This window comes from Nonomuraea sp. NPDC050451, assembly GCF_044458585.1.
Window position 1 is genome coordinate 237,022 of record NZ_JBITHZ010000014.1, and the last position, 15,009, is coordinate 252,030.

Sequence of the window (15,009 nt, forward strand, 5' to 3'; positions counted from 1 at the left end):
CCGCCGCGGTTTCCTCTATCCTGCCCAGCTATGGATCTTCGAGGCAGGACCGTCGTCGTGGCGGGCAGGTTCCGTACCGAGTCCGTCGCGAGCCTGAAGGCGCGGCTTGAGGAGGCCGGGGCGAGCGTCGTGGACGAGGTGTCGCGTTCCGTGGACGTCGTGTTCGACGGGTACGACGGCGGTCACCCGAACGAGCGCGTCCGTGCGGCGGAGCGGCTGGGCGTGCCGGTGTTGCCGGTGACGGAACTGCTGGCGCCGGCCGGACGTGCGGGGTACGGAGATTTCCCCGATCTGGAAGCGGCGCGCGACGATCCCGCGGCCCTGCTCGAACTGCTGGAGGAGGCCGACTGGTCGGCGTTCGAGCCGGAACGGGACCTGCTCCCGCTGCGTGCCCTGCTGGCCGGCGTGGAAGAGCGGCACGGCGTCACCGGTGCGCACCTGCTGGCCACCGAGCGCCTGCGCGAGCGCGGGGCGCGGCTGCGTCACCCGTACACCATGTTCGGGGGCGGTTTTCAGGACTACGCGCTCAGCCCGTGCGGCCGCTACCTCGCCACGGGCCGGGGCCTCACGAAGGACAACTACGACGGCACCGGTCCCCTGCAGGTGTGGGAGATGGCCACGGGGCGCGTCGTCAACTCGATCGACATCATGTACGGCGTCGGCTGGCCCGGCCGCCGCGACACCGTGCAGTGGTCGGCGGACGGCACCCGGGTCGCGCTGGCGTTCTGCACGAACAACGTCGGAGTGTGGGACCCGTTCGGCGCGCGTACCAGTCCGTACGGGAGCGCGGACGTGACGGACGGGTACGACGCCGCGGCCATCTTCGCCCTGGCCCCCGACGGCCGCCGGGCCTACATCTCGATGAGCAGCGAGCACGAGATGATGGGCTGCGTCGCGGCGCTGGACGAGGGCAAGGTCTTCTACAACGACTACCGCCTCCACAACACGGGCCCCGAGCCGGCCATGCTGACCGAACCGCTGCCGGAGGAGGCGAAGGAGCGACTCAAGGACGACTCCTTCTCCTTCCGCCGAGTGCGCTGGTCCCGCGACGGCGGGCGGCTGCTCGGCGACAACGAGACATGGGCCGCCGTGGTCGATCTCCCGGGCGGGCGGATGCGCTGGCTGGCGCTGACCGCCGGCCCCGTCGCGTGGAGCCCGGACGACCGGTACGCCGCGGCGCTGACGCCGGGCCGCCCGCGCCGGCTGACCGTCTTCGACGCCGACACCGGGCGGCCGGTGGGCGACCCCGCGCCCCAGGCCGAGGGGTCGCTGCACTGGGGCATGCGCGGGCCCGAGGCCCGGCTGGCGGTCGTGGTGGAGAACGGCGGCGGCGTCGACGTCTACGACGCGCACGGCCGCCACCGGTACCACCTGCCCATCGCCACCACGAAGCGCATCGGCCGGTACTTCTACGACGGCCGGCAGCGCCCCTGGGCCTGGGAGAGCGCCGGGGACTTCGGCGCGTGCCTGACCGCCGACGGGCGGGCGGAGGTGTGGTCGCTGGGCGGCGAACCGGCCCGGGTCGCGTCGATCGAGGTGCCGGAGGGGACGGAGGCGGTGTTGTGGGGCGCGGACGGGGTGCTCGCGCTGATCGGCGAGCAGACGCTCCGTTTCGTCGGCGCCTTCACCGGTGCCGTGCTGGGCGACTTCGTGTTCGGCCGGTACTTCGACAGTGAACGGAGTCCGCTCGACGACGACTGCGCGACCCTGCACGGGATGTTCCGGTCGGACGCCTTTCCCCTGGCGGACTCCTCGTGGTGCGCCATCGCCGACCCGGCTGTCGGTCCCGCCGCGGCCCTGGTGATCGCCGACGGGGACCGCCTGGACTCCCTGGACGCCGTCCTGGCCTGGACCGTCGACCGCCGCTTCTCCTGGCCTGTCCGCTGGGGCACGCTCGACATCGTCGCGAGCGCCGAGGCGGCCTCCGCTCGCCTCCGCCGGACCTGAAGAACGGCAGGCAGGGCCCGCTGAGCCGTCCGCACCCGCTGTTACGTGCCCTGCTGCGGTTCAGGCAGCGCCGTCCGCGCCCGCCGCCACGTGCCCTGCTCGAGGACCAATAGCGCCGGGCGGGCGTTGGCGGCCGCGGCCCGGGCCCGCCGTGAGCGCGGCCAGTCGGTCACCCGGATCGCCCGCGAGCTCGGTGCCGGCCGCTCCACGCTTTACCGGGCGCTGGAGAACGACGACCCGCCCGCCGCCGCGCCCTCACGCGGGACCGATGAGTTTCGGTGCCGCACGTGGTCAGAACTGGCGACATGCGTTCACTCCGAGGGAGACCGCGATGAGCAACGACCCCGCACTGCAGGCCCTGGCCCGGCTCGTCGGCACGTGGAAGATCACCGGCGGTCATGAGGGAACCGTCACCTACCGCTGGATGAACGACCACTTCCTCCAGCAGGACGTCCAGCTCGGTGACACCTTCGGCATCGAGATCATCGGCCGGGGGCGCAAGCTGATGGCCGAACCTGGCGCCGACATCACCTCCCGCTACTACGGCGATGACGGCAGCACCCTGGACTACACCTACGAGATCCTCGGCGACACCCTCACCATCTGGGCCGGCGAGCGCGGCTCACCCGCCTACTACCAGGGCACCTTCAGCGCCGACGACACAACCCTCAACGGCGCCTGGGTCTACCCGGGCGGAGGCGGCTACATCTCCAACGCCGAACGCGTCTCCTAGGCGCAGGCTCAGTGACCCGCGTCCCGTCCCCGAGCAGCCGAGGACGGGGCCGGCGCCCGCAGGGATCCAGCCGGGTGCCGAGGAACTGGCGGAAGTCCTCCACAAGCTCCTGACGAGCACGAGCCAGGTCGGGTCATCGAGCGGCCGGTCCTCATGGCGTTTTGCCGGGGAAGAGCGGGCAGGCATCCCCACAGCCCATGGTGATGACCGTACCGCCGGCCTGCACCGCCTTGATGGTGAACACCTTGGGCATCTCACCGGCCAGGTCGATGCCGGCCTCGGCCATGGCCGCCACGACGGCCGGGTTGACCTGGTCGGCGGGCACAGACCCGGCCGAGCGCACCTCGATCGCTCGGCGGGCCGACGGGTGAGGAAGGCGGCGGCCATCTGGGAGCGGCCGGCGTTGTGCACGCACGCGAACAACACCGAAGTCGGCGGCTGGTCGTCGTGCCGGAGGGAGGTCGAGTCGGACACCGCGATCTCTTGGGGGCCGGGTCGGCGGCTGCCTGCCGTACCGGCGCGGCCGCTCCGGCATAAGGCGGGATGCGGTCCGCAGTGGAGCAAGGCGCGGCGGGCGGGCTCTGTCGACTCGGGTAGAGCCAGCGGATGGTCAGGCCGCCGAGGACGACTCCTGGGCCTGCGTGCCGTGGGAGGCGACAGACCCTTTGGTGGTCGAGGAAGCGAAGAAACGATCGTTAGCAGGTCGGGGTGGGAGAGGGCCTGGCCTCGCTTGGTGTCGCCGGCCACTCAAGATGGTGATGAACGCGACGTTCACGATGGTGATGGAGCCGCGTGGAAAGACCCCGCCGGACGTGCCGGGCGGGGTCGTGGTGCGCAAGGTTCAGAAGGGCCTGGGCGGGGGATGGTGCGTCGGCTGGGAGGCCGCAGGTGCCGGCACGGATCGTGTAGCGGCGGCCTTCGCGGAACACCTCCTTGGGATCTGCCCCTCGCCTGTCACTTCTTGGAGATCAGGACCTCGTGGCCGTCCGGGTCGGTGGCCTTGATGTAGGTGCCCCAGGACTCCTCCACCGGGTCGGTCACGGTGACGCCGACCTCGCGCAACTGACGCACCGTCTCGTCGATGTCATCGCAGGCGAAGGTGAGATAGGCGCCCTCGCCTGGCTTCTTACCGAACGCCTCCGCGCTGTGCAAGGTGATCGAGGTCTGTCCGTTCGGTGGCTTGACCTCCACCCAGCGCGCGCCTGGCCACATCTCGGCGTCGACGGTCTTGGTGAAGCCGAGCTTGTCGACGTAAAAATCCACCGACTGCTGCTGATCGGCCACGTACATGACGGCGACGTTGATATGGGTGATCATAGATATCCCTTTCTGTAGAACCAGACCAGCTCTGGCCCGCGCAGACCGACGAATTCCTGGCGTGCATTTCGGCCGAATGGGCCGGTGGGCGCGGGACCACGTCGCCGATTTCGGCGACTGAGCCGGTCAGGCGGTGCCGTGGGGGTTGTCGATGACGTAGCGCCATCGGCCGTCGGGGCCGCGGCGGACGACGTCGGTCGCGGTGCCGCTCATGTCGATCTCGGTGCCGTCGCGTGCCGTGCCGCGCATGGACCAGTCGACGATGAGCAGGGCGATGTCGCCGGCCACGTACGCGTGCCTCGGACGAGCCTCGATCGGCAGCCCGAAGCTCTGCAGGTGCTGGTTGGCGGCGAGACGTGCGGGACCGGTGACGGGATGGCCGGGCACCGGTACGAGGACGGCATCGTCCTCGTAGACGTGATCGATCGCCTGGGGATCGCCGGCGTTCATGGCCGCGACGAAGCGAGCCGCGGGGCCGTCGGGGGCTCCGGCGAGAAGTATCTGAGGCTGAAATCTGTCATGACTATCCATGACAAAATGATCATATCACATTTCGGCCCGCGGTCGCGGCTGCTGTACGGGCACGCGCCGGTAGGGATCATCTGTCCGTCGAGCCATCACGATCGTGGTCACTTGTGGGACAGGAGGCGGTCGACCAGCGTGCCGGCGTAGTCGGGAGTGAGCGGGCCCGCTCCGAACAGGATCCGGATGTACATCGGGGCCAGGATGTGGTCGAGGACGTCCAGGACGTCCGGCGGGTGTTCGCCCCGGTCGCGGGCCCGGTCGAGCATGGCCTGGAGCTGGCGGGAGCGTTCGCCGAGGAACGTGTCGCGCGCCCGCAGGCCGTCCTCACCCGCCGTGGACAGGGCGATGACCAGGCGCAGGACCGCCAGGCCGTCGGCGCCGGTGACGTCGCGGGCCACGTTGGTGGCGTAGGCGCGTAGGTCGCCCGCCAGGCTGCCGGTGTCGGGGATCGGCGACTGCGTGGTCAGCCAGGTGATCGCCACGTCCATGAGCAGGGCCTCGAGGTTGCCCCAGCGGCGGTAGACGCTGGTGTCGGCCACGCCGGCGCGGGCCGCGACCTCGCCGACCGTGAAGTTCCCGTAGCCGCGTTCGGCGATGAGGTCGGTGACGGCTTGGTGCACCGCCGCCCGCACGCGGGCGCTGCGGCCACCGGGCACATGACCAGCGTCATCGAGCAGATCGACCGGGCCATCGACATGACGGCCGCCATCGTCAAGGGGGTCGACCCCGGCCAGCTCGGAGCCGGCACGCCGTGCCCGGAGTGGGACGTACGCACCGAGCTCAACCACCTGGTGGGCGGCATGCGCATCTTCGCCGCCGAGCTCACCGGGAGCGAGGCCGGGGCCGATCACGAGTCCGACTGGCTGGGCGCCGACCCGCACGGCGCCTTCGCCGTCGCAGCCGACCTCGACCGCGCGGCCTGGCACCGCCCCGGTGCCCTGGAGACGAACGTGCGCCTGGGGTTCGGCACCGTACCGGGGACGATGGCGGCGCTCATCCACCTCACCGAAGTGCTGGTGCACGGCGTCGACCTGGCACTCGCCACCCACCAGGAGCATCTCGTCGACCAGCGCTCCTGCGAGGAACTGCTGGCGGTCATGCGCGGCATGGACTTCGACGCCTTCCGCCGGCCGGGCATGTTCGGCCCCGAACTGTCCGCGCCGACCGGCGCCACCGCTCACCAGCGGCTCCTCGCCTTCCTCGGCCGCACCGTGACCTCCGAGACTGCGCGCTGATCATCCAGCCGGCCTGCCCACGCCGCCAAGGGCTACCCAGCAGAGGGTCCCGCCCTTGCACGGCCGACGTCCACCTGCCGACGTCCACCTGCCGACGTCCACCTGCCCTCGCCACGCCGGAGAGCAGGCGCCGGACGCCCGTCCACACCGGAGGCCAGGCCGTAGACGCCCGCTGCGCTGGAAGGCAGGCGGTAGGCGCCCCGCCACACTGGAGGCAAGGCGGCGGGCGCCCCGCTGTGCCGGTGGCAGGCGGCAAGATGCCCGGTTACGCCGGCGGCCAGCTTGCCCCCGGGCCGAGCTCTTCGGCGATCCCCGCCCGCATCGCCTCCAGCGTCTGCCGTCGCGCCCGCGCCTTGGTAGCCGCGTGCGCCCTCATGTTGAGGGCGGTCAGCGCCTCGGCCGTCTCACGAGCGGCGTCGGACACCCGACCGGGCTCCACCACCCGGTCCAGGAATCCGGCCGCCACCCCGTCGTCGGGCGAGAAGGTCTCGGCCAGCAGCACCGCCCGCGTGAAGCACGCGGGCGTCAGCCGCTGCCGGAGGATCTCCAGCGCCGCGTACGGCATCGTGATGCCCAGCGCCACCTCGTTGGCCACCAGCCGGTACGGCCCGGCCGCGCCCACGCGGTAGTCGGCCGACAGCAGCAGGAACGCGCCCATCGCCACCGCGTGCCCCGTGCAGGCGGCCACCACCGGCGTCGGGAACGACAGCAGCCGCGCCGCCAGCTCGAACCCGCCCCGCACCATCGCCAGGGCCCCGTCGCCGCCCGCCGCGAGCACCTTCAGGTCGAACCCGGCCGAGAAGACCCCCTCCCGGCCCTCCAGCAGCACAACCGCCGAGTCGGCGGCCGCCCGGTCGAGGGCGGCGCCGAGCTCGGTCAGCATCTGGACCGAGACCGCGTTCACTTTGCCGTCGTCCATGGTGATGGTGGCGACGGAATCCTTGAGCTGATAGCTGACGAGGGTGCCCATAGGGCTTAGAATAATGTTCTGGACGCTAGCCGTCACGCAGTCCCGCGAACAGGTCCTCCTCATGGTCGGGCGCGTCCACCTTGCACAGCTTCCGCTCGAACGCCTCGTGCGAGAACGCCTGCTGCTGCACCTCCTCGGGCATGCGCAGCAGGAAGATGTTTTCGCCCTGGCTCTCGTGCGCCCTGAGCGCCTTGAGCTTGCGCTCGACGAACGGCGCGATGTCGACGACGCTGGTGACCCGCTCGTCGGGGGTGCCGAAGTCGTCGGACGGCTGGAAGTCGCCGAGGTCGACCCCGTTGGCCCGCATCATCTCGAACATCTGCTTGATGCCGGAGCGGGGCATGGCCGTGTAGTAGAACTTGTCGGGAATGCCGGTCTGCTCGACGGCCGCCACCGTGACGCGGTGGGCCTGGACGTGGTCAGGATGGCCGTAGCCGCCTCCTCCGGTCTCGTCATAGGTCACCACGACCTGCGGCCGGTAGTGTTCCATCAACGCGCCCAGCTTTGCGGCGGCCGTCTCGACCGGCACGTTGGCGAACGCGTCGGGGTGGGCGTTGGCGTCCCAGCCCTGCATCCCGGAGTCGCGGTAGCCGAGCAGCTCCAGGTGGTCGATGCCCAGGTGGGACACCGACTCGCGCAGCTCGGCCAGCCGCTGCTCGGCCACCGCCGCGTCGTCGTGGCCGTCCTCGCCCGGCTTCACGCCGCCCTGGCCGTCGCCCTGCTCGCCGTTGGTGCAGGTGACCAGGACCGTGCGGATGCCCTCGTCGGAATAGCGGGCCAGGATGCCGCCGGTGCTCAGGCACTCGTCGTCGGGGTGTGCGTGTACGACCATCAGGGTGAGTTGCCGTTCCATGGCCGCAAACACTACCCGCCGGCTCCGACAGTTTCCCCGGCCAGGACCGGCCGCCGTTACAGGCCACTCCCCGGCTAAGACCGGCCGCCCTTCCGCGCCAGTTCGCCGGCGCGCAGGCGGGCGGCCGTGGCGGCGCCCCGCTCGCCCAGCTCATCGGCGAGAGCGGCCTGCTTGAGCCAGTTGTACGGGCTGCACGGCCGGACGCTGACGCGCTCGCTCACCAGCACCCGCGCGACATCCCGCCGCCCCGCCCGCAGGGCCGCCTCCAGCAGCGTCTTCTGCACGGCGTCCCGCTGCGCGTGGCTGCCGCCGAACTCGTTGACCCGGTGCCTGACCGGATAGAGCAGGTCCACGACCGCGTCGTAGTCGCCCCGCCCGAAGGCCACCAGCGAGCGGCACACCGGCAGGCCCACCCGGAGCGTCATGTCCCGGTTGGTGACGCCCGGACGCGGCTCCAGCACGTACGCCTCCCGCGTCGCGATCAGCTTCTCCGCCTCCCCGACCCGCCCGGCCCCCACGTACGACATGACCGCGTGCATGTCGTTGAACGCGTAGAACGGCTCGGCCACCCTGCCCGGCCACGCGTCGGCCAGAGCGCGCCAGCGTTCGTGCTGCTCGGAGCCCTCCAGGTGGAGCCGCCAGAGCAGGGCGGCGGCGTCCAGCAGCTCCATGCAGGTCTCCCCGCCCGCGAGCACCGAGTCGTAGATCGCCAGCGCCCGCGCCTCGTCACCGGACTCCAGCGCGTACAGGCAGTAGTGCCACCAGTTGTGGATGTTGAAGAACGTTCCAGTCGACCAGTCGGGGACCCGCGCGTCGAGGTAGCGCACCCCCTCCCCGAACCGCCCCTGCATCTCGTACGTGTGCACGACCGCGTGAATGCCCCACACGTCGCGCGCGTTCAGCTCGACCGCCCGCAGCCCTGTCTCCTCCGACAGGTCGTAGTGCCCCGCCTCCTCCAGGCCGAAGGCGTACATCCCCAGCACGTGCCCGAAGTGCGGGTCGTCCTCCCGCCAGGCGTTCAGGGCCCCGCCGACCCGGTCGCGCAGCGAGCGCGCGTCGCCGGTGAAGAAGTCGACCTGGTGCCCGGCCACCAGCGCCAGGGCGTCGCGCGGGTGCTCCACGGTGATCTCGCCGAGCAGCCGCCCGCACGTCAGCCAGTCGCCGTCGAGCAGCGCCTGCACGGCCGCCACGTGGGCGCGCTCGCGGGGCAGCAGCGACGTCTCGTCGACCCTGTCCCGGAAGGCGCCGAACCGCCCCCGCGCCTTACGCGCGTCATCGACCTCGGTGGTGAGCAGCCCGAGATACGCGCTCAGGACGTTGCCCATCGGGAAGTCGGGCGACTCGGCCAGCGCCGCCTTGGTCTCGGCGGCGACCTCCACCCGCAGGTGGAGCAGTTCGTCGATCGCGCGGTCGTAGTGCCGCGCCGCGGCGGCGCCGGCCCCGGTCATCGCCAGGCCGTGCTGGTCGTTCCTCACCGGACCAATGTACCCACTGATCCGGTGGGGAATAGGCCGACGCCCCAACGCGTCCCTACGCCTGCCGTCCGCTCACCACGGCCCTGCCCATGGCGGGGTCGTCGCAGAAGGCCCCGTCGATCCCCAGGTCGATCAGCTTCGACAGCCACGCCATCACGTTCCCGGTGGCCCGGGGGTAGACGGGGCTGGCCGGGTTGCCGAGCCGGTAGTCGGCGGGCAGCTGGGAGTTCTCGTTCCGTACCGTCCAGACGTGCACGTCCAAGCGGCGCCGGTGCGCGTCGGCGATCAGCGTGGTGGGTTCGAGGGTCTTGCCCGAGGCGTCCTGGGGCACCACGCGCCGGGTGTCCACCCCGATCCCGTTCGCGTACGAGGCCACCTCGCGCAGCCCGTCCGGCTTGACCATGTCGTCGTACGTGCGGGTACTCCCGGAGGCGACCCAGTCGTACGGCGCGCCCCCGAACGTGATCAGCTGGATCAGCGGCAGGCGGGTCCTGGCGCGCAGCTCGCGCAGGTTGGCGGTCTCGAAGGACTGGATGTACGCCTTGCGCACGCGATACCGGTTGAGCACGTCCAGCAGCGGCTCCTCCAGCGACAGGCCGATGGAGTCGAAGTACGTCGGGTGCTTGGTCTCGGGGTAGACGCCGACGCCGCGCTCCTGCGCCAGCTTCACGACCTCCTCGAACGTCGGGATCTCCGGCAGCCCGTCGAACGCGGTGTTGTCCGGCCGCAGGTCGGGAATGCGTTCCTTGGCGCGCAGCGTCTTCAGCTCGGCCAGCGTGAAGTCCTCGGTGAACCAGCCGGTGATCGCCCGGCCGTCCACGGTCTTGGTGGTGCGCCGGTCGGCGAACTCCGGGTGCGCGGCCACGTCGGTCGTGCCGGAGATCTCGTTCTCGTGCCTGGCGACCAGCACGTGGTCCTTGGTCGAGACGAGGTCGGGCTCGATGTAGTCGGCGCCCATGGCGATGGCGGTCTCGTACGACAGGAGCGTGTGCTCGGGCCGGTGGGCGCTCGCGCCCCGGTGGCCGATCACGATGGGTGCGTGGCCGCGGCGGTCGGCCGTGGCGGGAGTCGTCTGGGTCAGCACGACCGCGACCGTACCGCCGGCGACGACTCCGGCCAGCACACTCGCGAGTAACCTGCGCATTCTCATGCGCGCACCGTAGACCGCCCAGGTGGACCGCGAGTTACGCGTGAGCACACAGTGGAAGACGTACGGAAACGCCCCATTCCAACGTGCCGTCAACGTCTCTGTCACGGGGAAGATTGGGTGACATGACCCAACTCACTGGCCGCGTGGCCCTGCTGACCGGCGCGTCGGGCGGCATCGGGCAGGCGATCGGACGCCGCCTCATCGCCGCGGGAGTCAGGACCGCCTTGACGTACGGCACCCGCTCCGAGCACGCCGACGACCTGGTGGCGCGGGCGCGGGCCGCCGGCGTGGACGCGATCGCGCTGCCGGGCGACCTGGCCGACCCGCAGGTCCCGGTCGCCCTGCTGCGCGCCACGGCCGACGCGCTCGGCCCCGTCGACCTGCTGATCTCCAACGCCGGCTATGCCTTCCAGCAGGAGTACACGGCGGTGGACGCGGTGACGTGGGACCGCACGATGGCCGTCAACCTGCGCGCGCCGTTCCTGCTGGCGCAGCAGGCGCTGCCGGGGATGGCGGCGCGGGGGTACGGGCGGGTGCTGTTCATGTCGTCGATCGCGGCCTTCACCGGCGGCATCGTCGGCCCGCACTACGCCGCGTCCAAGGCGGCCCTGCACGGCATGCTGCACTTCCTGGCCGCCCGGGTGGCCTCGCACGGCGTGACGGTCAACGCCCTGGCGCCCGCCCTGATCGAGGACACCGCGATGCTCCCGGCCACGGCGAGCCCGAGCCACCTCCCGGTCGGCCGCTTCGGGCGGCCGGAGGAGGTCGCCGACCTGGCCCTGGCCGTCCTGCGCAACGGCTACCTGACCAGCCAGGTCCTCAGCCTGGACGGCGGCGCCTACCCCCGCTAGCTACCTGGGAGCGGGCAGCTCGCCCGAACCCCGGACGACCAGCCGGGTGGGCACCAGCGTCCTGCGGGCCTTGGAGCGGTCGCCGTCCAGCCGCGCCAGCACCTGCTCGGCCGCCGCGGCCCCCATCCGCGCCGGGTCCTGGGCCACGACGGTCAGCGGCGGGTCCAGGCACTCGGCCAGGGGCAGGTCGTCGAAGCCCACCAGCGCCACGTCCCTGCGGCGGGCCCGCGACAGCGCCACCACAGCGCCCGTGGAGGCCAGGTTGTTGCCCGCGAACAGGGCGGTCGGCGGATCGTCGAGGGCTAACAGCCGCATCGTGGCCTGGGCCGCGGCCTCCTGGTCGTGCCCCGTCTCCACCAGGCCCCGGTCGAACGGCAGCCCCGCGCCTTCGAGCGCGTCGCGGTAGCCCTGGAAGCGTTCGCGGCGCGTGTAGAGGGCGGCGGGCACGTCGCCGACGAAGCCGATCCTGCGGTGGCCGTGGGCGATCAGGTGGGCGACGCCGGCCCTGGCGCCCTCCCGGTTGGCGCTGACCACGCTGTCGGCGGTCAGGCCGACGGCCGGCCGGTCGAGGAAGACGATGGGCAGGCCCGCCACGCGTTCGTTGCGCAGGTGGCGGTGGTCGCTGGTGGCCGAGGGGACCACCATGAGCGCGCTCACCCTGCGGGCCAGGAACGTCGCGATCAGCGACTGCTCCAGGTCGGCGGTCTCGCTGGAGTTGCCGACGATGAGGGTGAGGCCGCGGGCGCGGATGGCGCTCTCGATGCCGCCCGCGACCGTGCCGAAGAACGGGTTGCCCATCTCGGGGATGACCAGGCCGATCGCGGCGTCGCGCGCGCCGACCCGCATGTTGCGGGCCATCAGGTTGGGCTGGTAGCCCAGCTTCCTGACGGCCGCCATGACGCGCTCGCGGGTCTCGACGGCGACCGGGCCGTCGTCGTTGAGCACCCGCGAGACCGTCTTCGCCGTGACGCCGACCTCACGCGCCACATCTGTCATCGTCGGACGCCGCATTGCGCCCATGTTAGTGGCCGCTCATCAGGACAACCCGATCGCCTCCGCGGCGCCCTGATCCGCCACCACCGCCTTGCCGTCCGAGACCTGGAGGGCGCCGGTCATGATGGCCACCACCTCGGCCATGCTGTGGTCGCCCGGCTTGATCTGGGCGACCCGGCGGCCGAGGCGCTGGACGTGGATGCGGTCGGCGATCTCGAAGACGTGCGGCATGTTGTGGCTGATCAGCACGACCGGCGTGCCCCCGTCGCGGACCCGCTTGATCATGTCGAGCACCTGGCCGGACTCCTTGACGCCGAGCGCGGCGGTGGGCTCGTCCATGACCACGACGTGCGTGGCCCACGCGACCGCCCTGGCCACGGCCACGCCCTGCCGCTGGCCGCCGGACAGCGACTCGACCGGCTGGGTGAGCGAGCGCAGCCCGATCTTGAGCTCGGCCATGTACCGGGCGGACTCCTCGCGCATGCGCTTCTTGTCGAGCATGCGGAAGACGCTGCCGAGGATGCCGGGCTTGCGGATCTCGCGGCCGAGGAACATGTTCGTGGCGATGTCGAGCGAGGCCGCCACCGCGAGGTCCTGGTAGACGGTCTCGATGCCCTGCCGGCGCGCCTCCAGCGGGTCGCGGAAGCGCACCGGCTTGCCGTCGAGCAGGATCTCGCCGGTGTCGGGCTGGAGCGCGCCCGTGAGCGCCTTGATGAGGCTGGTCTTGCCGGCGCCGTTGTCGCCGATGACGGCGAGCACCTCGCCGGGCATCAGGTCGAAGTCGGCGCCGTCGAGCGCGGTCACGTGGCCGTACCGCTTCACCAGGCCGCGGGCCTGGAGCACGGGGGTCGTCATCGGTTCCTCCTGCGGGAGAGCTGGTCGACGGCGACGGCGAGGATCACCAGGATGCCGGTGATGAGCGTCTGATAGATCGACGGTACGCCCATCAGCTGCAGCCCGTTGCGGAACACCCCCACGATGAGCGCTCCCACCAGCGTGCCGATCACCAGGCCGCGGCCGCCGAACAGGCTCGTCCCGCCCAGGACGACCGCGGTGATGCTGTCCAGGTTGTCGGTCTGGCCGGCCTGCGGGTCGCCCACTCCGGTACGCGAGACCAGCAGCAGGGCGGCGATGCCGTACACGAAGCCGGCCAGCGTGTAGACGCCGATGGTCAGCCGGCGCGTCCTGATGCCGGTCAGGCGGGCCACCTCGGGGCTGTTGCCGAGCGCGTACACGTGGCGGCCCCAGGCCGTGGAGCCGAGCAGGTACGCGAACAGCAGGAACAGCAGGATCGTCAGCAGCGAGCCGTAGGTGACGTTCGTCTGCCCGACCTGGAACGTCTGGCCGAGGAACGTCAGCACCGGCGGCAGGTCCGTGACCGTCTGCTCGTTGGAGTAGATGTGGGTCAGGGCGAAGACCACGTTCAGCATGCCGAGCGTCACGATGAACGGCGGCAACGAGATCCGTGTCACCAGCAACCCGTTGACCAGCCCGAACAGCGAGCAGACGGCGAGCCCGGCGGCGATGGCGAGGACCGGCGGCAGGCCGCTGTCCACGGCCAGCTTGGTCATCACGATGCCGCCGAACGCCATGATCGCGCCGTTGGACAGGTCGATGCCCGCGGTCAGGATGATCAGCGTCTGGCCGATGGCCAGCGTGCCGACCACCATGACCTGCTGGATGATCAGCGAGAAGTTCGGGCCGGTGAAGAACTGGTCGGTCCTGAGCCCGAAGAACACGCAGGCCAGGACGAGCGCGGCCAGAGGGCCCGCGACGGGCGTCGAGATCAGGCGGCGCGGCAGCGTCGCTTCCATGACGGCCATGTCAGCCCCAGCAGTTCGCCAGGCCGAAGGCCGTGTCCTTGGCCTCGACGCCGGAGACGGACTTGTCGGTGATCAGGGTGACGCCGGTGTCGGTGTAGCCGGAGGCCTTCTTGCCGCTCTTGGCGAACTCCGACACCGCCTTGACGCCGTCCTCGGCCATCTTCAGCGGGTACTGCTGGCTCGTGGCGGCGATCTCGCCCGACTGCACGGCCTTGACGCCGGTGCAGCCGCCGTCCACGGAGACGATCAGCACGTCCTTCTCGCGGCCCTTGGCCTTCAGCGCCGTGTACGCGCCCAGCGCCGCGGGCTCGTTGATCGTGTAGACGAGGTTGATGTCGGGGGCCTTCTGCAGGCAGTTCTCCATGGCGGTCTGTCCCTTGGCCTGGTCGCCCCTGGTGTCCTGGGAGCAGACGATCGACGGGTCGCCCTCCGCGATCCCGTACCCCTTCAGGAAGCCGTCGTGCCTGAGCTGGCCGACGGTGATGCCGGGGGCCAGGTCGAGGGTGGCGATCTTGGCGGGCTTGCCCGCCATGGCGGCCTTGGCGTACTGGCCGATCAGCTCGCCGGCCTTGAGGTTGTCGGTGGCGAACAGCGCGTCCGTGGCGTCCTGCGGGTCCGTCGGCGTGTCCAGGGCGATGACGAGCACGCCCGCGTCGCGGGCCTTCTTGACGGCGGGCACGATGGCCTTGGTGTCGCTCGGCGTGATGAGGATGCCCTTCACACCGGCGGCGACCATGTTCTCGATGGCGGTGATCTGGGAGGCGTTGTCGCCGTCGAACTTGCCGGCGGCGGTCATCAGCTCCATGCCGTTGGCCTGCGCCGACTTCTGGGCGCCCTCCTTCATCTTCACGAAGAACGGGTTCGTCTCGGTCTTGGTGATGAGGCCGACCTTGGGCGTCGCGGAGGCACTCTGCCCGCCGCCTCCGCCCCCGCCGCCACATCCGGTGACGAGAAGGGCGGTGACCAGGAGTCCGGCCGAAATCTTTGCATTCATGGGCGGTTCCTATCAGGGGGGACCCGATGTCATCGTTGACATATGTCAACGTTGACATCCGCTGTGCTGCGATGATGGACTCCCATCCGAGAAACGTCAATGCCCTCATGCCGTAACAAATCGGCAACGTGCCTGAAAGGCAG

At 71.0% G+C, this 15,009-nt stretch carries 17 protein-coding genes; 5 read left to right on the forward strand and 12 right to left on the reverse strand.

Translation table 11 applies throughout. The features are described 5' to 3' along the window. The first annotated feature begins 30 nt into the window (after window positions 1-30). The 3 genes from ACIBI9_RS36175 (at window position 31) to ACIBI9_RS36185 (ending at window position 2,680) form a co-directional block, all read left to right on the forward strand. Entirely contained in the window at window positions 31-1,947 is a 1,917-nt protein-coding gene (locus tag ACIBI9_RS36175) for a hypothetical protein (RefSeq protein WP_397228861.1), read from the forward strand. A 90-nt stretch (window positions 1,948-2,037) separates the two neighbouring features. Continuing rightward, the gene (locus tag ACIBI9_RS36180; RefSeq protein WP_397229013.1) at window positions 2,038-2,349 is read left to right on the forward strand and encodes a helix-turn-helix domain-containing protein; all 312 of its coding nucleotides are present in this window, start codon (window positions 2,038-2,040) and stop codon (window positions 2,347-2,349) included. Continuing rightward, window positions 2,279-2,680: a hypothetical protein gene (locus tag ACIBI9_RS36185; RefSeq protein WP_397228863.1), complete on the forward strand. Its 402-nt coding sequence runs from the start codon at window positions 2,279-2,281 to the stop codon at window positions 2,678-2,680. Before ACIBI9_RS36180 ends, ACIBI9_RS36185 begins: the two co-directional genes overlap by 71 nt. A 151-nt stretch (window positions 2,681-2,831) precedes the next feature. Here the strand turns inward: ACIBI9_RS36185 and ACIBI9_RS36190 are convergent, their stop codons facing one another. The 4 genes from ACIBI9_RS36190 to ACIBI9_RS36205 all read right to left on the reverse strand — a co-directional run bounded on the left by ACIBI9_RS36190 (window position 2,832) and on the right by ACIBI9_RS36205 (window position 5,178). Beyond that, on the reverse strand, window positions 2,832-3,005 hold the full coding sequence (locus ACIBI9_RS36190) for a hypothetical protein (protein WP_397228865.1): 174 nt from the start codon (window positions 3,003-3,005) through the stop codon (window positions 2,832-2,834). 629 nt (window positions 3,006-3,634) lie between these two features. Continuing rightward, entirely contained in the window at window positions 3,635-3,997 is a 363-nt protein-coding gene (locus ACIBI9_RS36195) for a VOC family protein (RefSeq protein ID WP_397228867.1), read from the reverse strand. 126 nt (window positions 3,998-4,123) lie between these two features. After that, entirely contained in the window at window positions 4,124-4,528 is a 405-nt protein-coding gene (locus ACIBI9_RS36200) for a YybH family protein (protein ID WP_397228869.1), read from the reverse strand. A gap of 98 nt (window positions 4,529-4,626) precedes the next feature. Beyond that, on the reverse strand, window positions 4,627-5,178 hold the full coding sequence (locus ACIBI9_RS36205; protein WP_397228871.1) for a TetR/AcrR family transcriptional regulator: 552 nt from the start codon (window positions 5,176-5,178) through the stop codon (window positions 4,627-4,629). Between ACIBI9_RS36205 and ACIBI9_RS36210 the strand changes: the two genes are divergently transcribed. Next, window positions 5,179-5,757 (forward strand): TIGR03086 family metal-binding protein, encoded by a 579-nt coding sequence (locus tag ACIBI9_RS36210; protein ID WP_397228873.1) that lies wholly within the window; start codon window positions 5,179-5,181, stop codon window positions 5,755-5,757. It begins immediately after the preceding gene. 265 nt (window positions 5,758-6,022) lie between these two features. Here ACIBI9_RS36210 and ACIBI9_RS36215 read toward each other — a convergent pair whose 3' ends face one another. The 4 genes from ACIBI9_RS36215 to ACIBI9_RS36230 all read right to left on the reverse strand — a co-directional run bounded on the left by ACIBI9_RS36215 (window position 6,023) and on the right by ACIBI9_RS36230 (window position 10,205). Further along, a complete protein-coding gene (locus ACIBI9_RS36215; RefSeq protein WP_397228875.1) occupies window positions 6,023-6,727 on the reverse strand; it encodes a crotonase/enoyl-CoA hydratase family protein in 705 nt (234 codons plus the stop codon). Between the two features lie 25 nt (window positions 6,728-6,752). After that, window positions 6,753-7,580: a PIG-L family deacetylase gene (locus ACIBI9_RS36220; RefSeq protein WP_397228877.1), complete on the reverse strand. Its 828-nt coding sequence runs from the start codon at window positions 7,578-7,580 to the stop codon at window positions 6,753-6,755. Between the two features lie 74 nt (window positions 7,581-7,654). After that, entirely contained in the window at window positions 7,655-9,055 is a 1,401-nt protein-coding gene (locus ACIBI9_RS36225) for a tetratricopeptide repeat protein (protein ID WP_397228879.1), read from the reverse strand. Between the two features lie 55 nt (window positions 9,056-9,110). Then, entirely contained in the window at window positions 9,111-10,205 is a 1,095-nt protein-coding gene (locus ACIBI9_RS36230) for a glycerophosphodiester phosphodiesterase (protein WP_397228881.1), read from the reverse strand. A 122-nt stretch (window positions 10,206-10,327) separates the two neighbouring features. Here ACIBI9_RS36230 and ACIBI9_RS36235 point away from each other — a divergent pair, with 122 nt between their 5' ends. Continuing rightward, entirely contained in the window at window positions 10,328-11,056 is a 729-nt protein-coding gene (locus ACIBI9_RS36235; RefSeq protein ID WP_397228883.1) for an SDR family NAD(P)-dependent oxidoreductase, read from the forward strand. Here the strand turns inward: ACIBI9_RS36235 and ACIBI9_RS36240 are convergent, their stop codons facing one another. Genes ACIBI9_RS36240 through ACIBI9_RS36255 form a run of 4 tightly spaced genes read right to left on the reverse strand, consistent with a single transcriptional unit; the run spans window position 11,057 to window position 14,866 of the window. Next, a complete protein-coding gene (locus tag ACIBI9_RS36240) occupies window positions 11,057-12,067 on the reverse strand; it encodes a LacI family DNA-binding transcriptional regulator (RefSeq protein WP_397228885.1) in 1,011 nt (336 codons plus the stop codon). A gap of 24 nt (window positions 12,068-12,091) precedes the next feature. After that, window positions 12,092-12,904 (reverse strand): ATP-binding cassette domain-containing protein, encoded by an 813-nt coding sequence (locus ACIBI9_RS36245; protein WP_397228887.1) that lies wholly within the window; start codon window positions 12,902-12,904, stop codon window positions 12,092-12,094. Beyond that, on the reverse strand, window positions 12,901-13,863 hold the full coding sequence (locus ACIBI9_RS36250; RefSeq protein WP_397228889.1) for an ABC transporter permease: 963 nt from the start codon (window positions 13,861-13,863) through the stop codon (window positions 12,901-12,903). The genes ACIBI9_RS36245 and ACIBI9_RS36250 overlap by 4 nt, the downstream gene beginning before the upstream one ends. 10 nt (window positions 13,864-13,873) lie before the next feature. Continuing rightward, window positions 13,874-14,866 carry a sugar ABC transporter substrate-binding protein gene (locus tag ACIBI9_RS36255; RefSeq protein ID WP_397228891.1) on the reverse strand — a complete coding sequence of 331 codons (993 nt, stop codon included), beginning with the start codon at window positions 14,864-14,866 and terminating at the stop codon, window positions 13,874-13,876. Window positions 14,867-15,009: the final 143 nt, after the last annotated feature.